General features: G+C 71.9%; 19 protein-coding genes, 1 tRNA gene and 2 pseudogenes. 16 read left to right on the forward strand and 6 right to left on the reverse strand.

The features are described from left to right. Together ACSW7Y_RS04570 and ACSW7Y_RS04575 are read right to left on the reverse strand one after the other, a co-directional pair. Nucleotides 1-190: NAD-dependent epimerase/dehydratase family protein (locus tag ACSW7Y_RS04570; RefSeq protein WP_438125155.1), on the reverse strand; the 190-nt coding region annotated here is incomplete at its 3' end. Further along, nucleotides 187-1,035 carry an MTAP family purine nucleoside phosphorylase gene (locus tag ACSW7Y_RS04575; protein WP_438125156.1) on the reverse strand — a complete coding sequence of 283 codons (849 nt, stop codon included), beginning with the start codon at nt 1,033-1,035 and terminating at the stop codon, nt 187-189. The genes ACSW7Y_RS04570 and ACSW7Y_RS04575, both read right to left, overlap by 4 nt. 138 nt (nt 1,036-1,173) lie before the next feature. Here ACSW7Y_RS04575 and ACSW7Y_RS04580 point away from each other — a divergent pair, with 138 nt between their 5' ends. The 8 genes and pseudogenes from ACSW7Y_RS04580 (at nt 1,174) to ACSW7Y_RS04615 (ending at nt 7,019) form a co-directional block, all read left to right on the forward strand. Then, complete coding sequence (locus ACSW7Y_RS04580; RefSeq protein WP_438125157.1) at nt 1,174-2,388, forward strand: molybdopterin molybdotransferase MoeA; 1,215 nt, start codon at nt 1,174-1,176, stop codon at nt 2,386-2,388. Then, the gene (gene moaC / locus ACSW7Y_RS04585) at nt 2,389-2,862 is read left to right on the forward strand and encodes a cyclic pyranopterin monophosphate synthase MoaC (protein WP_438125158.1); all 474 of its coding nucleotides are present in this window, start codon (nt 2,389-2,391) and stop codon (nt 2,860-2,862) included. Further along, complete coding sequence (locus tag ACSW7Y_RS04590) at nt 2,859-3,368, forward strand: MogA/MoaB family molybdenum cofactor biosynthesis protein (RefSeq protein ID WP_438125159.1); 510 nt, start codon at nt 2,859-2,861, stop codon at nt 3,366-3,368. The genes moaC and ACSW7Y_RS04590 overlap by 4 nt, the downstream gene beginning before the upstream one ends. Then, nucleotides 3,365-3,805, forward strand: coding sequence for a molybdenum cofactor biosynthesis protein MoaE (locus tag ACSW7Y_RS04595; RefSeq protein ID WP_438125160.1), 441 nt, complete (start codon nt 3,365-3,367; stop codon nt 3,803-3,805). The genes ACSW7Y_RS04590 and ACSW7Y_RS04595 overlap by 4 nt, the downstream gene beginning before the upstream one ends. A 58-nt stretch (nt 3,806-3,863) precedes the next feature. Continuing rightward, a complete protein-coding gene (locus tag ACSW7Y_RS04600; protein ID WP_438125161.1) occupies nt 3,864-4,445 on the forward strand; it encodes a hypothetical protein in 582 nt (193 codons plus the stop codon). Between the two features lie 123 nt (nt 4,446-4,568). Next, complete coding sequence (locus ACSW7Y_RS04605) at nt 4,569-4,967, forward strand: PLD nuclease N-terminal domain-containing protein (protein WP_438125162.1); 399 nt, start codon at nt 4,569-4,571, stop codon at nt 4,965-4,967. Nucleotides 4,968-5,204: 237 nt separating this feature from the next. After that, a pseudogene (locus ACSW7Y_RS04610) lies at nt 5,205-5,571 on the forward strand (ATP-binding cassette domain-containing protein); the annotation flags it as partial. Between the two features lie 23 nt (nt 5,572-5,594). Further along, entirely contained in the window at nt 5,595-7,019 is a 1,425-nt protein-coding gene (locus tag ACSW7Y_RS04615) for an ABC-F family ATP-binding cassette domain-containing protein (protein WP_438125180.1), read from the forward strand. Here ACSW7Y_RS04615 and ACSW7Y_RS04620 read toward each other — a convergent pair. Beyond that, nucleotides 6,914-7,447 (reverse strand): VOC family protein, encoded by a 534-nt coding sequence (locus ACSW7Y_RS04620; protein ID WP_438125163.1) that lies wholly within the window; start codon nt 7,445-7,447, stop codon nt 6,914-6,916. The genes ACSW7Y_RS04615 and ACSW7Y_RS04620 overlap by 106 nt on opposite strands. Before the next feature lie 148 nt (nt 7,448-7,595). Next, a complete protein-coding gene (locus ACSW7Y_RS04625) occupies nt 7,596-8,090 on the reverse strand; it encodes a MarR family winged helix-turn-helix transcriptional regulator (RefSeq protein ID WP_438125164.1) in 495 nt (164 codons plus the stop codon). A gap of 94 nt (nt 8,091-8,184) precedes the next feature. On the opposite strand from ACSW7Y_RS04625, the gene ACSW7Y_RS04630 reads away from it, so the two are divergent. After that, nucleotides 8,185-8,256, forward strand: a tRNA-Gln gene (locus ACSW7Y_RS04630). Here ACSW7Y_RS04630 and ACSW7Y_RS04635 read toward each other — a convergent pair. Next, nucleotides 8,226-9,221 carry a DMT family transporter gene (locus ACSW7Y_RS04635; protein ID WP_438125165.1) on the reverse strand — a complete coding sequence of 332 codons (996 nt, stop codon included), beginning with the start codon at nt 9,219-9,221 and terminating at the stop codon, nt 8,226-8,228. The two genes, ACSW7Y_RS04630 and ACSW7Y_RS04635, sit on opposite strands and share 31 nt — an antisense overlap. Before the next feature lie 25 nt (nt 9,222-9,246). Between ACSW7Y_RS04635 and ACSW7Y_RS04640 the strand changes: the two genes are divergently transcribed. Beyond that, nucleotides 9,247-9,801 carry a helix-turn-helix domain-containing protein gene (locus ACSW7Y_RS04640; RefSeq protein WP_438125166.1) on the forward strand — a complete coding sequence of 185 codons (555 nt, stop codon included), beginning with the start codon at nt 9,247-9,249 and terminating at the stop codon, nt 9,799-9,801. Here the strand turns inward: ACSW7Y_RS04640 and ACSW7Y_RS04645 are convergent. Beyond that, nucleotides 9,779-10,435, reverse strand: a complete 657-nt coding sequence (locus tag ACSW7Y_RS04645) for a TetR/AcrR family transcriptional regulator (protein WP_438125167.1) — start codon at nt 10,433-10,435, stop codon at nt 9,779-9,781. The genes ACSW7Y_RS04640 and ACSW7Y_RS04645 overlap by 23 nt on opposite strands. A 138-nt stretch (nt 10,436-10,573) precedes the next feature. Here ACSW7Y_RS04645 and ACSW7Y_RS04650 point away from each other — a divergent pair, with 138 nt between their 5' ends. The 6 genes and pseudogenes from ACSW7Y_RS04650 to ACSW7Y_RS04675 all read left to right on the forward strand — a co-directional run bounded on the left by ACSW7Y_RS04650 (nt 10,574) and on the right by ACSW7Y_RS04675 (nt 22,182). Continuing rightward, nucleotides 10,574-12,211: an amidohydrolase gene (locus tag ACSW7Y_RS04650; RefSeq protein ID WP_438125168.1), complete on the forward strand. Its 1,638-nt coding sequence runs from the start codon at nt 10,574-10,576 to the stop codon at nt 12,209-12,211. Further along, complete coding sequence (locus ACSW7Y_RS04655; protein ID WP_438125169.1) at nt 12,187-13,554, forward strand: APC family permease; 1,368 nt, start codon at nt 12,187-12,189, stop codon at nt 13,552-13,554. Before ACSW7Y_RS04650 ends, ACSW7Y_RS04655 begins: the two co-directional genes overlap by 25 nt. Next, nucleotides 13,551-15,230, forward strand: a pseudogene (locus ACSW7Y_RS04660) (amidase); the annotation flags it as partial. The gene ACSW7Y_RS04655 and the pseudogene ACSW7Y_RS04660, both read left to right, overlap by 4 nt. A 369-nt stretch (nt 15,231-15,599) precedes the next feature. After that, entirely contained in the window at nt 15,600-18,398 is a 2,799-nt protein-coding gene (locus tag ACSW7Y_RS04665; RefSeq protein ID WP_438125170.1) for an aminotransferase class III-fold pyridoxal phosphate-dependent enzyme, read from the forward strand. A 240-nt stretch (nt 18,399-18,638) separates the two neighbouring features. Beyond that, on the forward strand, nt 18,639-20,585 hold the full coding sequence (locus tag ACSW7Y_RS04670; RefSeq protein WP_438125171.1) for a glycoside hydrolase family 30 beta sandwich domain-containing protein: 1,947 nt from the start codon (nt 18,639-18,641) through the stop codon (nt 20,583-20,585). A gap of 193 nt (nt 20,586-20,778) precedes the next feature. Further along, the gene (locus tag ACSW7Y_RS04675) at nt 20,779-22,182 is read left to right on the forward strand and encodes a family 43 glycosylhydrolase (RefSeq protein WP_438125172.1); all 1,404 of its coding nucleotides are present in this window, start codon (nt 20,779-20,781) and stop codon (nt 22,180-22,182) included. Nucleotides 22,183-22,193 lie beyond the last annotated feature (11 nt).

A 22,193-nucleotide genomic window follows, 5' to 3' on the forward strand; every position in this document is an offset into this window, starting at 1 on the left:
CGCCCGGGTCGGACGCCGCGCTGGCGGCGCCCGAGCCGGACGCCGCGCCGGCGAACGCACCGCCGTCGTCGCCGTGCACATCGGCCCGCAGCGAGTCGAGCACCCGGACCTCGTACCCCTCGGCCAGTGCTCGCCGGACGATCGCGGAGCCGATGAACCCGGCGCCCCCGGTCACGAGCAGCCGGGTCACGCGGTCGCCCCCGGCGTGCTCACCGGCAGCGCCAGCACGGTGCCGCTCGCGGACGCCGGCACGAGTTCCCGCGGCGTGAAGTCCTCCGGGATCGCGCCCACGATCGACCCGATCGCCTGCACGATGACCTCGTTCGCCTGCTTCAGCCGCTCCATCACGGCCGCGTGCGTGACCGGCTCGTCGTCCGGTCCAGCGGCGAGCTCGAGTCCGGCGTCCGCGTCGGTCACGAAGGACAGGTTCACCGTGCCGATGCCGAGTTCCGCGGCGAGCGGGACCTCTGGCGTCATCGTCATGTTGATCGTGTGGCCGCCGGCCTCGCGCATCCAGACCGACTCGGCGCGGGTCGAGAACCGCGGGCCCTGGATGACGACGCACGTGCCGGTCGTGCGGTGCGGCACGCCGAGTGCGGCGACGGCGTCGACGGCCGCGCTCCGGAGCACCGGGTCGAAGGGGTCGGCGAAGGACAGGTGCTGCACGTCGTCCTCGAAGAACGTGTCCGCGCGTCCCCAGGTCCGGTCGATGAGCTGGTCCGTCACGACGAAGGTGCCGGGGGCGTAGTCCGGGTGCAGGCCTCCGACGGCGCTCGACGACACGATCGCGCGCACGCCGAGCGACCGCAGCGCCCAGGTGTTCGCGCGGTGGTTGATGCGGTGCGGTGCGACCGAGTGCGAGCGACCGTGCCGGGTGAGGAAGGCCACGCGTCGGCCGGACATCGTGCCGATGCTGATCGGGCTGGAGGTCTCGCCGAACGGCGTCGCGACCGTCCGCTCCTCGGCCGTGCCCGCCTCGAACAGCTCGTACAGGCCCGATCCACCGATCACACCGATCGTCACGTCGTTCTCCACAGGTCCTCCGAATCGTCCTCGGCGCGGGATGCGCGCTGGATACGCTACTGACGCTCCCTGACGGCGGTTCCGTCGGGTGGCACCCGTCACACGACTTCGGAGGGCACTGTGCGAACGATCGGTCGACACGCCGAAGCGGTGGCTGCCCTGCTCCGTCCGGTCACCGCCCGGCTCACGCCCGGCTCGGCGGACCCCTCCTGCCTGGAGGCCCTGCGCACCGTCGACCTCGCCGCCTCCGCCAGCGCAGGAGCACGGCGTCGGCTCGCACGTCGCGTCGTCGCACCCGTCGCGCTCCCCGCGTTCGACAACAGTCAGATGGACGGCTTCGCCGTCCGTGCCGCCGACGCCGGTCGCACCCTCGCCGTCGGCGCACCGATCCCCGCCGGCCGGGTGCCCGCTCCACTCGCGCCCGACACCGCTGCACCGATCATGACCGGAGCGCGGATCCCCGACGGGGCCGACGCGGTCTTCCCCGTCGAACGGACCGACGTCGGCGCCTTCCCCGCGGCGTTGACCCTCCACAGCGTCCACGTGCCCGACGACGTCGCCAGGGGCGCCTTCGTCCGCAGGGTCGGCTCCGACCTGCACCGCGGCGGGGTCGTGGCCGAGGCCGGCGCGTTCGTCACCCCGGCACTCCTCGGCGCGCTCGCCGCAGCCGGGGTCGACCGGGTCGACGTCGTCCGGCCGCTCCGGGTGCTCGTCGTCAGCACCGGTACCGAACTCGTCGGCGTGGACGTCCACGGCGCGGGCATCGGCGACGCGAACGGCGTGGCACTCACCGCCGCGCTCGCCGAGGTCGGTGCGGAGGCACGGACCGTCGTGGTCCCCGACGACGAGTCTGCGTTCCTCGCAGGCGTCACCGAAGCCGTCGGCGACTGGGCCGACCTCGTCCTGACGACCGGGGGGATCAGCGCGGGCGCGTACGAGGTCGTGCGGCAGGCGCTCGGTCCACGCGGACTCGAGGTCACGCCGGTCGCGATGCAACCGGGTGGTCCGCAGGCGCTCGGGACGGTGACCTTCGGCGATCGCGCCGTGCCCGTGGTCGCCTTCCCGGGCAACCCCGTCTCGGCGCTCGTCTCGTTCGAGGTGTTCCTCCGTCCGGTCCTCGCCCCGCTCGTCGGGCTCCCCGCCGAGCGGCCCGTGCAGGTGCTCCCGGCCGCCGAGTCCGCCTCCTCGCCCGAGGGGAAGCACCAGGTCCGACGCGGCAGGGTGGAGGACGGCCACGTGCACCTCGTCGGCGGTCCGAGCTCGCACCTCCTCGCGCACTACGCCGCCGCGACGCACCTCGTCCACGTCCCCGTCGGCACCGCCACCGTCGAACCGGGCGACCCGCTCACCGTCTGGAGCCTCTAGATGACCGACCTCTCCCACGTCCGCGCCGACGGATCGGCCCACATGGTCGACGTCTCCGACAAGGACGTCACCGACCGCTCGGCCACCGCGACCGCGACCCTCGTGACCCGGCCCGACGTCGTCGCGCGCATCCTCGACGGCTCGCTGCCCAAGGGCGAGGTCATCGGCACCGCCCGCATCGCCGCGATCATGGCCGTCAAGAAGACCTCCGACCTCGTCCCCCTCTGCCACCCGCTGCCGATCTCCGGGGTGCAGGTCGACATCACCGGCACCGACGACCGGGTCGTGGTCGAGGTCTCCGTCCGTACGACCTCGCGCACCGGCGTCGAGATGGAGGCCCTGACCGGCGCCAGCGTCGGCGCGCTCACGGTGTACGACATGGTGAAGGCGGTCGACCGCACGGCGACGATCACCGACGTCCGAGTGCTCGAGAAGCACGGCGGGCGCTCGGGCGACTGGGAGGCAGACCGATGACGTCCGAACGGACGACCGGACGCGCGGGGGTGCTCGTCGTGTCGACACAGGCCGCGACGGACAGCGCGCTGGACCGCACCGGACCGGTGATCGCCGCCTGGCTCCGCGAGCACGGCTTCACGGTGGCGGAACCGACGATCGTGCCCGACGGCGGTCCGATCGCCGAGACGATCAGCAGCGAGGTCCGCGCGGGGGCCCGGGTCGTGATCACCACCGGCGGCACGGGTGTCACACCGACCGACCGCACACCCGAGGCGGTCGCGCCCCTGCTCGACCTCGAGCTGCCGGGCATCATCGAGGAGGTCCGTCGTCGTGGCCTCGCCGCGGCCGGACCCACCGCACTCCTCAGCCGCGGCGTCGCGGGCATCGCCGGTGGAGCGCTCGTCGTCACGCTCCCCGGCTCGCGCGGTGGGGTGGCGGACGGACTCGACGTCCTCGACGGGCTGCTCGACCACGTGCTCGCCCAGCTGCACGGCGCCGGCCACGCTCCGCGGAGCGCCTCGTGACCGGGGCGGAGGCCTCCGGCCGTGTCCTGCTCGCCGACGTCGTCGACCGTGACGTGACGGTCGAGGAGACGAGCACAGCAGTGGCCTCCGACCGTGACGGCGCCGTCGTGACCTTCGCCGGGGTCGTCCGCGACCACGACGGCGGCAAGGGCGTCACCGCGCTCGACTACGAGGGGCACCCGACCGCGGTCGCGGTCCTGCGCGAGGTCGCCGAGACGATCGTAGCGGAGCACCCCGACGTGCGGATCGCGGTCCTCCACCGCGTCGGGGCGCTCGTCGTCGGTGACGTCGCGCTCGCAGCGGCCGTCGCTTCGCCGCACCGAGCGCAGGCCTTCGCCGCGTGCGCTGCCCTCATCGACCTCGTCAAGGAGCGGACGCCGATCTGGAAGCACCAGCGCTTCCTCGACGGCAGCGACGAGTGGGTCGCCGCGCTCTGACGGATCCTCAGGACACCTGGTTGGCTGGAGGCCACGAAGAGCAGCGATGAGGGGCACGATGACCGACACCGTCGAACGGGCTGAGCAGCGGTGGGGAGCGGCCGAGGCCCGGGCGCTGGACGTGCTCGCGCTGCCGGGCCCGCGCCGGTTCTCGGTCGTTCGGTCGATCGCGCTGCTCGTGCTCCCCGCGGTCCTCGTCCTCGTCGTCGGCCTCGCGTTCCCGCCCGGTTCCGCCGGCCGGTGGACCGTCGCCTGGACCGGATCGGTCGCGTACGCGGTCGTCCTCGTCGCGTCGCTGATGCTGGCGACGCGGGACCGCCGTCGCGGACGCGTGTCGCTCCCGGTGACGGACGTCCTGCTCCCGCTGGAGCAGGACGCGGTCCGCCGGGTGATCCGCGAGCGCGAGCGCGCACCCGAGGACCGACTCGACATCGTCCGGGCCACCGCGGTCCAGGGGGTCCGGACGCCGGCCATCGTGCTGCAGGCGGCGCTCGTCACGTTCGGCGCTGCCGGCGTGCTCGTTGCCGATGACTTCTGGCTGGTCAGCGCCGGGTGGGCCGTGGCCGGGCTCGTCACCGGGGCGCTCTCCATCCGGTCGGCGTTCCTGGCGCAGCGGTACCTCGATCACCGGCCGTGTTGACGAGGCCGGTCGCACTCGAGCGCAGAGCCTGTACGCCGTCGCAGGAGACCGTTGCCCGATCGCAACCGGGGCACGCGTTCGGGGCGTAGCCGGTCTCTCGGCCGGTCCATAGACTTCGACCTCATGAGCGTGCTGCTGTACGGGGCGGGGACCCTCCTGCTCGTCTTCGCCCTGATCGACATCCTGACGAAGACCGACGCCGAGGTCCGCGGGCTGCCGAAGATCGCCTGGGTGCTCATCTGCATCTTCCTGCCCGTCGTCGGCCCGATCGTGTGGTTCGCCGTCGGCCACGACTGGGCACCGGGCGAGCGGAACCACGGCCGCTACCTGGACCCCGTCCGCCACGAAGACCGGTACGCCACCCTCGGCGAGGCCCGGTCCGCCCACGGCGACAAGCGCGTCACCGGCACCGAGCAGGAGCTCGCCGACCTCGAGCGCGAGATCGAGTACTGGGAGGCGCAGGCGCGCCTGAAGCGTGCGAAGGAAGCGGCCGGCGAAGGCGACCCGACCCCGTCGAGCTGAGCCGCGCCTCCAGGCCGGCCCGCCGGAACCAGGTTCCGGACACCACACCGCACCGGATCGTGGTGCTGTGTCCGGAACCTGGTTCCGCGACGGCGCCCGCGACGCCCACGCCGCGCACCCCCGTACCCTTGTCGGGTGGCTCATCTCCTCGGCGCCGAGAACGTGCATCTCGAGTTCCCCACCCGTGTCGTCTTCGACAGCGTCACCCTCGGCATCGACGAGGGCGACCGCATCGGCGTGGTCGGCCGGAACGGCGACGGCAAGTCGACGCTCCTCGCGCTGCTCTCCCAGCGGATCGAACCGGACGGCGGCCGGGTCACGCACCGCCGCGGCCTCACCGTCGGGTACCTCGACCAGCGCGACGTCCTGCCCGCGGGAGCGACCGTCGGCAGCACCGTCGTCGGCGACCTGGCCGAGCACGAGTGGGCGGGCGACCCGACCATCCGCGACATCATCGGCGGCCTCGTCTCGGACATCCCGTGGGAGGCGAACGTCGACGACCTCTCCGGTGGCCAGCGGCGGCGGATCGCCCTCGCGAAGCTGCTCGTCGGCGACTGGGACGTCCTGTTCCTCGACGAGCCCACGAACCACCTCGACGTCGAGGGCATCCAGTGGCTCGCCGACCACATCAAGCGTCGGTGGTCCGCGAACCAGGGCGGACTCGTCGTCGTGACGCACGACCGGTGGTTCCTCGACGCCGTCTCGACCGACACGTGGGAGGTCCACGACGGCGTGGTCGACCCGTTCGAGGGCGGGTACGCGGCGTACATCCTCCAGCGCGTCGAGCGTGACCGGCAGGCCGCCGCGTCCGAGCAGCGCCGGCAGAACCTCGCCCGCAAGGAGCTCGCGTGGCTCCGCCGCGGCGCCCCGGCCCGCACGAGCAAGCCGAAGTTCCGCATCGACGCGGCCAACGCCCTGATCGACGACGTCCCGCCGATCCGTGACACCGTGGCGCTGACGCAGATGGCGACCGCGCGTCTCGGCAAGGACGTCGTCGACCTGCTCGACGCCGGGGTCTCGTTCGGCGAGGACGTGATCCTCCGTGACGTCGAGTGGCGGATCGCGCCGGGGGAGCGGACCGGCATCCTCGGGCCGAACGGTGCGGGCAAGTCGACGCTCCTGAACCTGGTGTCCGGCAAGCTGCAGCCGACGAGCGGCCGGGTCAAGACCGGCAAGACCGTGCAGGTCGCCGTCCTCGACCAGCAGCTCGCCGACCTCCAGCAGTACGCGGGCGACCGGGTGCGCGAGGTCGTCGCCCGCAAGAAGACGAGCTACGTCGCGGACGGCAAGGAGATGACGCCGTCGCAGCTCCTCGAGCGCCTCGGCTTCACCTCCGCGCAGCTCTCGACGCCCGTCAAGGACCTCAGCGGTGGGCAGAAGCGGCGCCTGCAGCTCATGCTCATCCTGCTCGACGAGCCGAACGTGCTCATCCTCGACGAGCCCACGAACGACCTCGACACCGACATGCTCGCCGCGATGGAGGACCTGCTCGACACCTGGCCGGGGACGCTCCTGGTGGTCTCGCACGACCGGTACCTGCTCGAGCGCGTCACCGACCAGCAGTACGCCGTGCTCGGCGGGCACCTCCGGCACCTGCCGGGCGGGGTCGACGAGTACATGCGGCTGCGTGCGTCGGGCTCGGTGCCCGCCACCGCCTCGGCGGCTGCCGCCGCTGCTGCCGGGAGGCCCGACACGGCAGGCGGGACCGGCTCGACCGGCAGCGTGGCCGGGTCGGGGGCCGGGGCCGCGGGTGCTGCTGCTGCGTCCGGCGCGTCCGCGACGCCGGCCGCTGGGGCCTCGGCCGGAGCTCCGGCTGCTCCTGTGCTGTCGGGTGCGGAGCGACGGGCGGCGGAGAAGGAGATGTCGGCGCTGGACCGCCGCATCGCCCGCGTCGGAGCGGACCGGCAGGAGGTCCTCGATGCGTTCGCGGCGCACGACCAGTCCGACTACGCGGGCCTCGGGACGCTGCAGGCGAAGCTCGGGGCACTCGAGGCCGAGGTCGAACAGCTCGAGGAGCGCTGGCTCGAGGTCGCGGAGCTGCTCGGGGTGTAGCGGCGGGCGGTGGGTGGCGCCCGGCCGGGGTTCGCCACGACCTCCCAGAGGTGGCCGTCCGGGTCCTGGAAGAAGCCGGAGTACATGCCCCACGGGCGCGTGTACGGCGCTGCGAGCATCGTCGCGCCGGCGGCCTGCGCCCGGTCGAGGAACGCGTCCGCCTCGGCCCGCGAGTCGACGAAGTGGCCGATGGTCGACGTCGGACCGTGCGGGAGGGCGACGCCCGAGTCGAGTGCCATGTCCTCCCGCGCGTACACGCTGACGATCAGCCCGTCGTCGAGGGTGAACATCGCCGTGGCGCCACCCGCCTGCACGTCGGTCCGGCGGTACTCGGTGCCGATCACGCCGCTGCCCTCGACACCGAGCAGAGCGCCGTAGAAGACGGCTGAGCGTTCGACGTCGGCCACGGCCAGGGTGATCGCGTGCATGGCCGCAGGCTAGTCCGATCGGTCGTGCCCGGTCGTGCTCGCTGGCGCTCGCGCTCGCGTCCGGTCGTGCTCGCTCGCGCTCGCGCTCGCGTCCGGTCGTGCTCGCTCGCGCGCTCGCCCGGTCGTGATCGCTCGCGCTCGTTCGCGGTCAGTCGCCCAGGCCGAGGATGAGCCGTCGCAGCAGACCGGACAGCTGCGCCTGCTCCGGGCCGGACACCTCGTCGAGGATCCCGCGCTCGGCAGCGAGCAGGTCGGCGATCGCGGCGTCGACCGCCTGCCGCCCGGACGGCGTCAGCGCGACGAGGATGCCGCGGCCGTCGCGCGGGTCCGTCCGCCGGCTCACAAGGCCGCGCGCCGCCAACCGGTCGACGCGGTTCGTCATCGTGCCGCTCGACACCAGCGTCTGCTGCAGGAGCGTCTTCGGGCTGAGCTCGTACGGCTCGCCCGCCCGGCGCAGTGCCGAGAGGACGTCGAACTCCCACGGCTCGACGCCGCTCGCGTCGAACGCCGCCCGGCGTGCCCGGTCGAGGTGCCGCGCCAGTCGGTCGACCCGCGAGAACACCTCCAGCGGGGCGAAATCGAGGTCGTCACGCTCACGCCCCCACGCCGCGACGATGCGATCGACCTCGTCCTCCTGCGGCATCCCCCCATCTTGGCCGAACCGGGAGCGCACGGCCACCGACCGCGGCATGGGAGGATGGACGGGCACCGGGCGGGCTCCACCCTGACCGGTGTGTTCCGCCTTGGTGTAACGGCAGCACGACGGCCTTTGGTGCCGTTAGGTCCGGGTTCGAATCCTGGAGGCGGAGCGATGGACCGATCGGTCCTTGCCGGAATCCTCGTCAGTGTCCTGCTCCTGACGGGTGCAGGAACCGCTGTTGTCGATCACGGTGGTCGATCTACGTGGTGTGAGTTCGCTGACGAGGGCGCCGGCGACGATGCACACCGCGCCGATGATCGCGATGCCGGGCAGTCGGTCGCCTGCGAGCCGGCCGATGATGCCGCCCCAGACGGGTTCGCCGGCGTAGATGATCGTCGCGCGGGTCGGGGACACGGCGCGTTGTGCCCAGTTCATCGTCGCCTGGATCAACAGACTGGCAGCGCCGAGACCGACCGCGGCGCCGACCCAGACCCAGGAGAACGCCGGCACGGCCTCGCCGACGACGGGCATCGTCGCGAGGGCGAGGACGCCGGCGACGAGGAGCTGCACGACGGTGACCCGGCCGACGTCGATCGTGCCGGCGAACCGTCCGATGAGGATGATCTCCGCGGCGATCGGCAGGGTGCTGACAAGCGTGACGAGCGTTCCGCCGGTGAACGACAACCCGGCGTGGAAGGGATCGGCGAGCAGGACCAGGCCGCTGAAGGCGAGCGCGACGCCGACGAGTGCCATCCGCGTCGGTGCCCTGCGGAACACCAGCCACTGCAGCAGGGGCACGAGGGGGACGTAGAGCGCGGTCACGAACGCGGAGGTGCTGCTGGTGATCGTCTGCAGCCCGACGGTCTGCAGGCCGTAGCCGAGGAAGATCGTCACGCCGATCGCGCTGCCCGCGGCCACGTCCCGCCACCGGAGGCCCGGGAGGGAGCGTCGGAAGACCGCGACGCTGATGAACCCCGCGGTCAGGAACCGGAGCCCGACGAAGAACCACGGGCCACTGTGCTGCATCGCGACGTGCACGATGAGGAAGGTCGACCCCCACACGGCGGTGACGGCGACGAGCGCGAGTTCCTGCCGTCCGAGGAGTCGACGGGACGGCGCGGTCGTGTGCAGCATGTTGCACAGCATAGAGTGCAGAATCATGCACGTGCAACGGGGAGATCAACCGTCCGTCCTCGTACACGTCGGGGCGAACCTCCGCCGACTCCGCTCGGGCGCCGGACTGAGCCAAGCCGCCCTCGCGGAACGGTCGGGCGTGAGCCGCCGGACGATCATCAACCTCGAGGCCGGGGACGCGAACGTCGGCCTGACGACGCTGGACCAGCTCGCGGGCGCGCTCGGGTCGTCCTTCACCGATCTCGTCGCTGCTCCTTCCGCCCCCCGCGCGTCCATCAACGCCGTCGCCTGGCGTAGCGGGCCCGGTACCGCGACGCTGCTCGGCTCGGCGCCCGCCCGCGACGAGGCGCAGCTGTGGTCGTGGACGCTCGGGCCCGGCCAGACGTACCAGGCCGAGCCTGACCCCGACGGGTGGTCCGAGATGCTGGTCGTGACGGCCGGACGGCTGGTGGTCGCCCAGGAGGACCAGACCGTGGAGCTGCGGCGCGGCGACCACGCGATCTACTCCAGCTCGCAGCGGTACTCCTACCGCAACGTTGGCGACGAGCCGGCTGCGTTCATCCGCGTCGTCGTGAGCTGAGGTCCGGACGGTCCGCGCGCGTCGCGCCCGCGATGAGCATCCGGATGCCCATCGTGAAGGCGCGTGTGGCCACCGGGTCATCGGCGTCGACGGCGACGGCGGCACGGTAGGCCGCGGCGAACGCCGGGAAGTCGGTCTCCTGCCCCCGGGGATCGAAGAGCACGGCCGGGCCGCTCATGTCCAGCACGCTGCCCAGGATGAACGACTCGAACGCGGTGAGCAGGGGGAGGACCTCGTGCTCCTCCCAACCCGCCCGCGCTGCAGCGAGGGCGAACCGCTCGTGCTCCCCGAGCAGGACGGGTGACGTGGCGCTGACGGACATCAGCACCGGGATCGTCCGCGGGTGCTGGGCGAACGCGTCGCGGTAGGACCAGGCCCACGCGTCGAGCGCCTCCGGCCACGGCACTTCGTCGAACGGCGTGGCGTCGATCTCGGCGGACACGATCGCGCGGACGTCCTCGATCATCGCGGCCAGCGAGGGGACGTGGTTGTAGAGCGAGGTCGGGTGCACCTTCAGTCGCGCCGCCACCCGGCGGATGGACGCACCGGACGGGCCCTCCCGGTCGATGAGCGCCAGCGCCGTGCTGGCGATGAGCTCGCGCGTCAACCGGGGGTGCATCGCCGACTCGGTCACCTCAGCAGGCTACGGCACCGACGTGTTTCGGCTGTGTTGCGCGTTCGTGAAGGTCGGTGACCAACACTGTTGGTCGACGCCGTCCTGGGCTATACCTACACCGTAGGTACACGCGGTCGACCACGGAAGGAGCCCCGGATGCACGCGACCCTGTTCGAGAACGGTTCCGTCCGCCCGGGCGCCGGTCACCCCGACCTGTCGGCGCTGCTGGTCGTCGACGGCGTGGTGCAGCCGCAGGGCACGACGCCGCCGGACGGCACCCGGCGGATCGACCTCGCGGGGGGACTCCTCCTCCCGGCGTTCCGGGAAGGTCACGCACACCCGTTGTTGGCCGGCCGCGAGACCGCGGGGCCCCGGCTGCGCGACGCGACCACCCCGGCCGAGGTGGCGGCTCGTGCCGCTGCCTGGGCATCGCAGGACCGCTCGCCGTGGCTCGTCGGCGGCAGCTACGACGCCACGATCGCACCGGACGGCATGTTCGACGCACGGTGGCTCGACGCCGTCGTCCCCGACCGCCCCGTGCTGTTGCACGCCTGGGACTACCACACCGCGTGGGTGAACTCCGCGGCGCTCCGCGCTGCCGGTGTCGACGCGGACACACCCGACCCGGCACTCGGCGTCATCGCCCGCAGACCGGACGGAACACCGCTCGGCACCCTCGTCGAACGGCCCGCGATCGACCTCGTCCTCGGGGCCGCACCCGCACCGAGCCTCCAGGCCGACGTCGACGCGCTCCGCTGGGCGACCGGCCGGCTCGCCGCGCGGGGCTTCGCGTGGGTCCAGGAGGCCTGGGCCGAGACCGCCGACGTCCCAGCGTGGATCGCTGCCGCCCGGTCGGGCGCGCTCGCGGTCGACGCCGACCTCGCCCTCCGTGCCGACCCGCGCCGGTGGCCGGACCAGCTCGACGAGATCGTCGCCACCGCCGCGACCGTCGCGGACGCACCGGGCCTCACGGCGCGCACCGTGAAGTTCTTCGTCGACGGCATCATCGAGACGCGCACGGCGCACCTCCTCGCCGAGTACCACGACGCCTGTACGCACGGGCTCCCGAACTGGCGGTCCGAGGACCTCGTGCCCGCGGTGACGGCCGTCGCGGCCGCCGGCTTCGACGTGCACCTCCACGCCATCGGCGACGGAGCGGTGCGGAGCGCCCTCGACGCGGTCGCGGCGCTGCGCGCTGCCGGCTCCGCTGCCCGCGCGACCATCGCCCACGCGCAGGTCATCGACGAGCGCGACCTCGGGCGACTCGCCGACCTCGACGTCACCATCTGCTTCCAACCGCAGTGGGCCGTCCTCGACGACGTCATGACGGACCTGACCCTGCCGCGACTCGGCCCGGACCGCGCCCTGCAGTACCGGATGCGCTCCGCCCTCGACGCCGGGGCCCGCATCAGCTTCGGCAGCGACTGGCCGGTCGCCGAACCCGACCCCCTCGAAGGAATCCGCTCCGCGGTCACCCGACAGGACACCGCCGGCGAACCCGCCGACGGATGGCAACCGCTCGAGCGCATCACCATCGACGAAGCGCTCGACGCCGCCACGAGCGGCGTCGCGTACCAGGCCGGAGACGAACGACGGCGCGGGACCCTCGCGCCCGGTGCCGTCGCCGACCTCGTGTGGCTCGACCGTGACGTCCGGACGATCCCCCCGTCCGAGATCGGCGACGTCCGCGTGCTCGGCACGTGGCGCGCCGGTCTGCCCACCACCCCACCCCAGCACTCCCTCCTCGACTCCCCTGACAGGAGCCCCACATGTCCGCAGAGAACCGCGCACTGAAGCGCGTCATGGGCACGCCGTCCCTCGTGGTCTTCGGCCTGGCCTACATGGTGCCGCTGACCGTCTTCACCACCTACGGCCTCGTCGCCACGACGACCGCGGGGCACGTCCCCACCGCCTACCTCGTGACCCTCGCGGCGATGTTCGTCACCGCACTGAGCTACGCGGTCCTGGTCAGGGCGTTCCCGCGAGCCGGGAGCGCGTACACGTACGCCCGCCGCGCCTTCGGCGGCCACGTCGGCTTCCTCACCGGCTGGTCGCTCATGCTCGACTACCTGCTGCTCCCGCTCATCAACTACGTCGTCATGGGCATCTACCTGCACGCACAGTTCCCGGTGATCCCGGCCTGGCTCTTCGCGCTGGTGGCCGTCGTCGTGATCACGGGGCTGAACATCGTCGGGATCTCGGTCGTCCGCAACGCCAACCTCGTCCTGGTCGGGGTGCAGCTCGTCTTCGCCGCCGTCTTCGTCGTCGCCGCGCTCGCCTTCCGGGCCGAGAACCCCGGCGCCTCGCTGCTCAAGCCGCTCCTCGACGCTGGGCTCACGATGCACGGCCTGCTCGGCGGCGCCGCGATCCTGGCACTGTCCTACCTCGGCTTCGACGCGATCTCGACCATGTCCGAGGAAGCGAAGGACCCCGAGCGGACGGTGCCGCGGGCGATCGTGATCACGACGATCCTCGGCGGGTTCATCTTCACCGTCGTCGCGTACTGCTCCGCGCTCGTCATCCCGGACGTCGCCGACATCAAGGACCCGAACGCAGCGGCGAACCAGATCATGGAGACCGCCGCCGGGCAGTGGCTCCAGGTCTTCTTCCTCCTCGCGTACATCGCGGGCTGCGTGGCGGCCGCACTCGCCTCGCAGGCGAGCGTCTCGAGGATCCTCTACGCGATGGGCCGCGACGGCGTCCTCCCCAGGAAGATCTTCGGCTCCCTCAGCAAGCGCTTCCGGACGCCCCTCGGTGCCTCGCTCGTCGTCGGTGTGATCTCGCTCGCCGCCCTGTTCGCGGACCTCAACACGGTGTCGTCGCTGATCAGCTTCGGGGCCCTCGCCGCGTTCTCACTCGTCAACCTCTCCGTCATCAAGCACTTCCTGTTCGATGCCGGGCTCCGCGGGTCGGGGGCGGTGTTCCGCTACGGGGTCCTGCCCGGCATCGGGTTCCTGCTCACGGCCTGGCTCTGGCTCAGCCTGTCGGCGACCGCGCTGTGGGTCGGGATCGCCTGGGTCGTCGTCGGCGCGCTCTACCTCGCGGTCCTCACCCGCGGGTTCCGTCGCCGTCCGCCGGAGGTCGACTTCGACGAGGCCGAGACGGCCCCCGTCCGCACACCCGAAGCAGTCGCATGAGCAGCCGCACGGACGGCAGCGACGATTTCGACGTCGTCGAGGCGTCGATCGCCGACCTCCGATCGGCCCTCGACGACGGTCGCGTGACGAGCGTCGGCCTCGTCACGGCGTACCTGCGACGGGTCGCGGCGTACGACCGAGCCGGGATCACCCTGAACGCCGTCCCGGTCCTCGACCCGAGCGCGTTCGACGCGGCCCGTGCCGCCGACGAGCGACGTGCCGCCGGCACCGTCCTCAGCAGACTCGACGGGATCCCCTACACGGCGAAGGACAGCTACAGCGTCCAGGGGATGGTCGTCGCCGCGGGGTCGCCCGCCCTCGTCGACTTCGTCGCACGCGAGGACGCCTTCGTCATCGAGCGGCTCCGCGCCGCCGGTGCGGTGTTCCTCGGCCTGACGAACATGCCGCCGATGGCGAACGGCGGCATGCAGCGCGGCCTGTACGGTCGCGCCGAGAGTCCCTACGACCGGGCCTGGCTGACCAGCGCCTACGCGTCGGGATCGTCCAACGGGTCCGGGACCGCCACCTCGGCGAGCTTCGCGGCCTTCGGCCTGGGGGAGGAGACGTGGTCCTCCGGCCGGGCACCGGCCTCGAACAACGCCCTCGTCGCCTACACACCCTCGCGAGGTGTCATCTCGGTGCGTGGAAACTGGCCCCTGGTCCCGACGATGGACGTCGTCGTGCCCCACACGAGGACCGTCGCCGACCTCCTCGAGGTGCTCGACGTCATCGTCGCGGACGACGACCGGACGACCGGTGACCTCTGGCGGTCCCAGCCGTGGGTGTCGCTCCCACGACCGAGCGAGGTCCGCCCCGACTCCTACCGCGCACTCGAACCGCTGCCGCTCGCCGGGCTCCGGATCGGCGTGCCCCGCATGTTCGTCAACGCCGAGCCCGGACAGGCGAACCCCATCGACACGCGTCCGTCGGTGCTCCGGCTCCTCGACGCGCTCCGCGCCGACCTGGAGGCCCGTGGTGCGACGGTCGTGGAGGTCGCCTTCCCCGCGTTGGAGCGGGACGAGAAGGCCACGCCGGATGCGCTGACGCCGGTCGAGCGTGGCATCGTGCCGGAGCGGTTCGCGGAGGAGGAGCTGTGGGACCTCTCCATGGCGTGGCTCGACGGGTTCCTCGCCGCGAACGGACAGCCGGGGCTCTCCGGACTCGCCGACCTCGACCGCGACGCGCTGGCGCCGCTCGCGCCGGGTACGCTGCCCGACCGGTTCGGCGAGTACGACTTCGAACTCGGCGAGTACGTGGACCGCGCTCGACGTGACGGCATCGCCGACTGGCGGAGCATCGCGACCCTCGCGGACGGGCTCCGGGGCCTCGAGGAGACGCGACGGGTCGACCACGACGACTGGCTCGACGAGGAGGGCCTCGACGTGCTCCTCTTCCCGACCGTGGCCGACGTCGCACCCGCCGACGCCGAGGTCAATCCGGAGTCGTTCGAGATCGCCTGGCGGAACGGGGTCTGGGTCGCCAACGGCAACCTCGTGCCGCGCCGCCTCGGCATCCCGACGGTCACCGTGCCCATGGGGCTCCTCGACGACATCGGCATGCCGGTGGGCGCGACCATCGCCGGGCGGGGGCACGACGACACGACGCTGCTCCGGATCGCGCTGGCACTCGAAGCGGTCCGCGACCGCCGCGTCCCGCCGCGCAGGACCCCCGCACTCGGCGCCGGTCCCGACCAGCACACCGCCCGGCCGGCCCCGACCGTCGACCGCGCATCCGTCGTCCGCCTCGAGGGCGTCACGCTCGACGGCTGCGATCTGACGTTCCGCGGACGGGTGGACGGGGCGGTTGCGCCCGTCGCCGTCTGGGTCGACGGGGCCCCGACCCCGCCGCCGGTGGTCCGGGAGGACGGTTCGTTCGTCGGCACCGTCCGGGTGGACGACCCCGTCCGGTCGCCCCACACGGTCTGGCGCGCCCCGTACGCACCGCTCGTCATCGCGGTCGCCTCCGATGCCACCGGTCCGGTGTCCGGCGCGGTCGCGACCACCGACGGCGCACCCATCTGAACCATGCACCACCACGGAGAGAGCATGACCACGCCCCTGTTCGACTACTTCGAGCACCAGGAACTCCCAACGCCCACCATCCCCACCGACGAAGCGACCCGCCTGCTCGCGTCCACGTTCGGCATCGAGGCGACGCTGCGGTCGCTCGGGAGCCAGCAGGACCAGAACTTCCTCGTCGGGGCCGGTACCGACGACACCCCGATCGGCGTGCTGAAGATCAGCAACCCGGTCTTCAGCGAAGCCGAGATCGACCTGCAGGGCGCAGCAGCGGCGCGGGTGGCGGCGGCCGAGCCGGGCATCCGGGTCCCCGTCGAGACCCACGCCGGGTGGTGGGAGACCTCGGCGGGCCGCGTCCACGCCCGGATCATCTCCTTCGTGCACGGCGCCACCCTCACCGGGTCCTCCTACCTCGCGCCGGCCGTCGTCGCCCGGCTCGGCGAGCTCGCGGCCCGGGTCCAGGGCGCGCTCGAGGGCCTCGACCACCCTGCCGCCGCACGCACCCTGCAGTGGGACCTCCGGCACGCGGCCCGGGTGGCTCGGGACATCGCTCCGACGGAACCCGACGCCGCACTGCGAAGCGAGACGACCGCGCTGGCGGCGTCGGCACAGGCGGTCCTGGACCGCGTCGGCGACCGACTCCCGCGGCAGCTCGGCCACTTCGACATCACCGACGACAACGTCCTCCACCCGGACGGCGACGCGTTGCCGGACGCCGTCATCGACTTCGGCGACGTTTCGGAGTCGTGGTCGATCGGCGAGCTCGCGACCACGATCTCCAGCGTCCTCCACCACGACGGCGCGTCCCCGCTCTCGACCCTCCCTGCGATCCGCGCCTTCCACGCCCGCCGACCGATCACCGCGGACGAAGCGGACGCGCTCTGGCCGCTCGTCGTGCTGCGTGGCGTCGTCCTCGTCCTGAGCGGCCGCGCGCAGACACGGATCGACGAGGACAACGCCTACGCGTCCGCGGCCCTCGACCGCGAACTCGCGATCATGCGCGTCGCGGCCTCCGTCCCGATCCCGGTGATGACCGGGATCGTCCGCGACGCCCTCGGCCTTCCCGCACCCACCGGTCCGTCCTGGACGACCCGGGTGATCGACGTCGCACCGGTCGTGCTCGACGCGACGGTGACGAGTCCGGTCAACGACGACGGCCGATGGCTCGACGCCGACGCGCTCGACGCCGCCGCACGAGGACTCCTCGACGGCGGCGCGGGCGCCGTCGTCCTCCCCGCCTGGCGGCCGGTCCTGACCGGCGCGCCCCACCGGACGCCGGAGGCACCCGCGACCATCCCGACGGGCGCGACCGTGTGGCTCGCCGAACCGACCACGCTCGGACCGGACCTCCTGCGGGCGGGCGGGACGAGCCTCCAGTTCGACGTCGACGGGACGACGCTGCCCGCCCGCACGCCGATCCGCGTCTCGGTCGTGACCGACGGGACGGACGTCCCGGCGCAGGTCACCGCCGCCACCGCCGTCGGGTGGCGCACGATCGTGGGCGACCCTGCCCCGGCGTTCGGCCTCCCGGAGGCGGTCATCGCACCGGACCGCACGCTGCAGCGCCGCGAGCACGTGCTCGCCGAGGTGCAGGAGCACTACTACGTCGACCCACCACGCATGGAACGCGGGTGGCGGGAGTACCTCGTCGACGCCGACGGCCGCGTCTACCTCGACATGGTCAACAACGTGACAGCGGTCGGGCACGCGCACCCGCGCGTCGCCGAGGCCGCCAGCCGACAGTTCCGCCTCCTCAACACGAACTCGCGGTTCAACTACGCGCAGATCGTCGAGTACGGCGAACGGATCGCCGCCACCCTCCCCGAAGAGCTCGACACGGTCTTCTTCGTCAACTCCGGATCCGAGGCGACCGACCTCGCGATCCGGATCGCCACGGGCGTGACGGGCAGGCCGGACGTCGTCGCGATGCGGGAGGCCTACCACGGGTGGACGTTCGCGAGCGACGCGGTGTCGACCTCGATCGCGGACAACCCGAACGCCCTCGCGACCCGACCGGCCTGGGTCCACACGGTCGACGCGGCGAACTCCTACCGAGGCGCACACCGCGGCGAGGACGCGTCGCGGTACGCGCCCGAGGCCGTCGACCGGATCCGCCGACTCGCCGCCGACGGCTACGCTCCGGCGGCCTTCATCTGCGAGCCGTACTTCGGCAACGCCGGCGGCGTCGCGCTCCCGGACGGCTACCTCGCCGCCGTCTACGGCGCGGTCCGGGAACTCGGTGGACTCACCATCGCCGACGAGGTGCAGGTCGGGTTCGGCCGGCTGGGGAACTGGTTCTGGGGTCACCAGCAGCAGGACGTCGTGCCCGACATCGTCGCCGTGGCGAAGTCCGTCGGGAACGGCCACCCCATCGGCATCGTCGTGACCACACGCGTCATCGCCGACCAGTACCGCAACCAGGGCTACTTCTTCTCGTCGACCGGGGGATCGCCGGTGTCGTCGGCCGTCGGCACCGCGGTCCTCGACGTCATCCAGCAGGAGGGGCTGCAGGAGAACGCCCGGGTCGTCGGCGATCACCTCGCCACGCGGCTCCGGGAGCTCGGCGATCGCCACCCGATCGTCGGCGCGGTCCACGGGTCCGGCCTCTACCTCGGACTCGAGTTCGTCCGTGACCGCACCACACTCGAACCGGCGACGTCCGAGACCGCGGCGATCTGCGACCGGCTCCTCGAGCTCGGCGTCATCATGCAGCCGACCGGCGACCACCTCAACGTCCTCAAGATCAAACCGCCGCTCGTCGTCACGACCGGGTCCGTCGACTACTTCGTCGACGCGCTCGACCGCACGCTGACGACGGGGTGGTGAGGGTGGGGAACCGCTGGAGGATCCCGTACCGAGCGGCTGCGCCGATCGCCGAGCTTTCCGGGTTCTGTCGGGCGCGTCTCACACCGATGGGCCACGATCGATCTGGTGAGGTAGCATGAAACGCTTCATTGAAGCGTATCAATCACCATCATCGACGACGAAGTCGCTGACGGAGGCGCGTGTGTGCGCCCCTCCTGCTGTGTCGTCGGTGCACGAACACGACATGAGGAGCACGACTCAATGATGAGAAGAACGCGCCTTGCCATCGTCGTCGCGGCGCTCGCGAGCACCGCAGTGATCGGTGTGCCCACGACCAGCGCCCAGGCGTCCGGTCAGACCGTCTCGGTCACCTGGTCGTCCGAGGACGGCACGTACCAGCTGGCCTCCCGCCCGTCCCAGGCGCTGTCGAGCACCGCCCCCACGTCGGTCGACGCGACGATCAACGTGGACCCGGGTGCCACGTACCAGTCGATCTACGGCCAGGGGGCGGTGCTCGAGAGTTCGAGCGTCTCGAACATCGCGCACCTCTCCAGCACCGCACGCACGCGGATGATGAACCAGTTGTTCGATCCAGCATCGGGCAACGGCTACGACCTCGTCCGGCTGCCGATGGGCTGCCCGGACATGTGCTCCGAGCCCTTCTACACGTACGACGACATGCCCTCGGGGCAGACGGACGTGGGCCTCACGCACTTCTCCATCCAGCGTGACATCGACGCCGGCATCATCTCGGTCGCGAAGCAGGCCCTCGCCATCAACCCGAAGGTGCGGTTCTTCATGTCGATGTGGTCCGCCCCCGCGTGGATGAAGGACAACGGTTCCCTCATCAACGGCGGTCACGTCCTCCCGCAGTACTACCCGGTCCTCGCGCAGTACCAACGGAAGGCCATCCAGGCGTACGAGGCGCAGGGCATCCCCATCAGTGCCCTCACGCCGCAGAACGAGCCCTCGGTCGTGCAGACCTACCCGTCGGGGTCGTGGACCGGAGCCGAGGAACGGGACTACATCAAGGTGCTCGGACCGGAACTGCGGAACAACGGCCTCTCGACCCAGATCTGGATCGGTGACGACAACCCACCCAGCCTGAAGTCGTTCGACCCCGTGATCCTCGCGGACCCCGCTGCCGCACAGTACGTCTCGGCCGTCGCCGTCCACGACTACTCGGGGGACGACCCCGCGGTGTTGCAGGACTTCCACGCCCAGTACCCCGACCTGCCGATCTACCTGACCGAGCGGTCCTACTACGGTGTCAACGGCGAGACCACGACCGCCGGCCAGTACCAGGCAGGGATCCGGAGGCTGATCGACTTCTACCGGAACGGCATCGGCGCTTGGGCCTACTGGATCACGTTCCTGAACACCGACGGCGGTCCGAACACGGGGCCGCTCGACGCGGCGTGCTGCTCCGTCCCGTTCTCGGCACCGGCGAGCGACCTCGACGCGTACACGACGCACCGGGACTACTACCTGTACGGGCAGATCACGCGCTTCGTCGCCCAGGGCGCGGTGGTGATCGGGAGCGACGAGACCTCGACCGACGTGAGCAACGTCGCGTTCCGCAACCCGGACGGCACCGTCGTGGTGGTGGTGGCCAACGGAGCGTCGACGGCGCGGTCCATCGCGATCCGGTCCAGCGACGGCGTCGTCACCGACACGCTGCCCGCGCTGTCGGTCGGCACCTACCGGTGGACCGGGGGAGCGGTGCCGGACGATCCACGGGTGGGCACCTTCACCATCGTGAACCGGGCGCAACCGGACCAGGCCCTCCAAGCGACCGCTGACCAGTACGGGAACGTCGCCGGGGCCGACAACCTCGTCGCCGCACCGAGGTCGTGGGCGCTCCCGAGTCAACGGTGGGCGACCACCTCGGCCGGGGACGGGTACTACCGGATCACGAACCGGTCGCAGCGGACACAGGTCGCGCAGAGCACCGGCGAGGAGTACGGCGGCTACACAGGAGCGTACTTCGGGGCGGTCGGGCAGGGCTCCTGGCTGAACGACGACCAACTGTGGCGGATCGAGCCGCTCGGGGACGGGTACTACCGGTTCGTCGACAAGGCCCGGGGCACGGCCTTGCAGTCAACGTACGACGGCTACGGGTCGTCCGGCGACGTGTTCCAGGTGGCGACCACGCCAGATGCGTGGAAGGACACGCAGCAGGAGTGGCAGTTGGTCCCGTCCTCCTGACCGGGAGTGCGCGGAGGAACGCCCTAGCCCGGTGATCGGCGGGGGTGTTCCCCGTGCTGGACACCCGCACGACTGAACCCTTTCACGATGCGCGGTAGCCTGTCTGCGTGCCAACCCGCTCTGCGTCCACGGATCCGAGACCCGGCCGCGAGACCCGTCGATGACGCGCCGGTCGGTCGCAGGAGCGGTCGCAGTGATCGTCGTGGTCGCGTCGGTCGTCGCCGTCGTGCTGACCAGCACCCTGCCCCGCGGCCCCGGACGACACGCACACGCGGACGTCGCCACCACGCAGACGAACGGGACGCAGTTCCTCGACACCGACGGGCACCCGATCCAGGCGCACGGGGGCGACGTCATCGAGGTCGACCGTACCTACTACTGGGTGGGCGAGAACCGGACCGCCGACGATCGCTTCGCGGCCGTCTCGCTGTACCGCTCGACCGACCTCAGCTCCTGGACCTACGTCCGTGACGTCCTGACCACCGCCTCGTCAGCAGATCTCCGCGACGCGAAGATCGAACGACCTAAACTGCTCCGGGACCGCGCGACCGGCCACTTCGTCCTGTGGATGCACGCCGAGAACGGGCAGGACTACAGCGAGGCGCGCACCGCCGTGGCGACGTCCGACCGGATCGACGGTGACTACCGATGGCGCGGCAGCTCACGCCCCCTCGGTCACGAGAGCAGGGACTTCACCGTCTTCCAGGACACGGACGGCACCGGGTACCTCGTCTCGGCGACGGCCGGCAACGCGAACCTCGCGCTCTTCCGTCTCGACGACGACCTGACCGCCGCGCGGACCCTCGTCGCCACGCTCTGGCCCGGGGCGTTCCGAGAGGCTCCGGCGATGTTCGAGCGTGACGGGACCTACTACCTGATCACCTCGGGTGCGACCGGATGGGATCCGAACCAGGCGATGTACGCGACCGCGCCCGCACCGGGCGGCCCGTGGTCCGCGCTGGAGCCGCTGGGTGACGCGACCGCGTTCGACTCACAGGTCGCGTTCGTGCTCCCCGTTGCCGGCAGCGCGGGGACGAGCTACCTGTACGTCGGCGACCGGTGGGCAGGGGCACACGGCGGTCCTGTGAACGAGTCGCCCTCCGTGTGGCTGCCGCTGCGGTTCGACGACGCGGGCAAGCCGACATTGCGCTGGTCCGACCGGGTCGCCATCGACGTGCGGACCGGGCGCGCGGTGGGCACGGGCAGCACGACGCCGTTCAGGTCGTTCCGGAGCACGACGGCGGGGGACTGCCTCGATGCGCCCGTGAATGGTCCCACGACCACGCCGATCCTCTGGGAGTGCAATGGCGGTCGCAACCAGCAGTGGCAGGTCGTTCCGACCACGGGCGACCGGATCGTGCTGCGATCGCGCTCGCAGGGCACGTGCCTGACGCACGCCCGGACCGGGGAGGGCGACGGCGGGACCCTGCTGGCGCGCTGTGACGGCTCCACGAGGCAGGACTGGGACCTCCGTCGCGAAGCCGACGGCACGGTCTCACTGCGGTCGTCCGCCGGTTGCCTCGGTGCCTCCTCGACCGGGAGCCCGGTCGCCACGACGACGTGTTCCCGGCACGACGCGTTCTCCGTGGAGGCCTGAACCGCTGACCC

The sequence above is a fragment of the Curtobacterium flaccumfaciens genome (assembly GCF_051548005.1).
Taxonomy (GTDB): Bacteria; Actinomycetota; Actinomycetes; order Actinomycetales; family Microbacteriaceae; genus Curtobacterium.

What these genes read in the sequence shown, in the direction of transcription:
- ACSW7Y_RS04590 (WP_438125159.1), top strand. Translation starts at nt 2,859, where the DNA reads ATGACGTCCGAACGGACGACCGGACGCGCGGGGGTGCTCGTCGTGTCG.
- ACSW7Y_RS04650 (WP_438125168.1), top strand. Translation starts at nt 10,574, where the DNA reads ATGCACGCGACCCTGTTCGAGAACGGTTCCGTCCGCCCGGGCGCCGGT.
- ACSW7Y_RS04635 (WP_438125165.1), bottom strand. Translation starts at nt 9,221, where the DNA reads ATGCTGCACACGACCGCGCCGTCCCGTCGACTCCTCGGACGGCAGGAA.
- ACSW7Y_RS04670 (WP_438125171.1), top strand. Translation starts at nt 18,639, where the DNA reads ATGATGAGAAGAACGCGCCTTGCCATCGTCGTCGCGGCGCTCGCGAGC.
- moaC (WP_438125158.1), top strand. Translation starts at nt 2,389, where the DNA reads ATGACCGACCTCTCCCACGTCCGCGCCGACGGATCGGCCCACATGGTC.
- ACSW7Y_RS04600 (WP_438125161.1), top strand. Translation starts at nt 3,864, where the DNA reads ATGACCGACACCGTCGAACGGGCTGAGCAGCGGTGGGGAGCGGCCGAG.
- ACSW7Y_RS04605 (WP_438125162.1), top strand. Translation starts at nt 4,569, where the DNA reads ATGAGCGTGCTGCTGTACGGGGCGGGGACCCTCCTGCTCGTCTTCGCC.
- ACSW7Y_RS04640 (WP_438125166.1), top strand. Translation starts at nt 9,247, where the DNA reads ATGCACGTGCAACGGGGAGATCAACCGTCCGTCCTCGTACACGTCGGG.
- ACSW7Y_RS04625 (WP_438125164.1), bottom strand. Translation starts at nt 8,090, where the DNA reads ATGCCGCAGGAGGACGAGGTCGATCGCATCGTCGCGGCGTGGGGGCGT.
- ACSW7Y_RS04620 (WP_438125163.1), bottom strand. Translation starts at nt 7,447, where the DNA reads ATGCACGCGATCACCCTGGCCGTGGCCGACGTCGAACGCTCAGCCGTC.
- ACSW7Y_RS04665 (WP_438125170.1), top strand. Translation starts at nt 15,600, where the DNA reads ATGACCACGCCCCTGTTCGACTACTTCGAGCACCAGGAACTCCCAACG.
- ACSW7Y_RS04655 (WP_438125169.1), top strand. Translation starts at nt 12,187, where the DNA reads ATGTCCGCAGAGAACCGCGCACTGAAGCGCGTCATGGGCACGCCGTCC.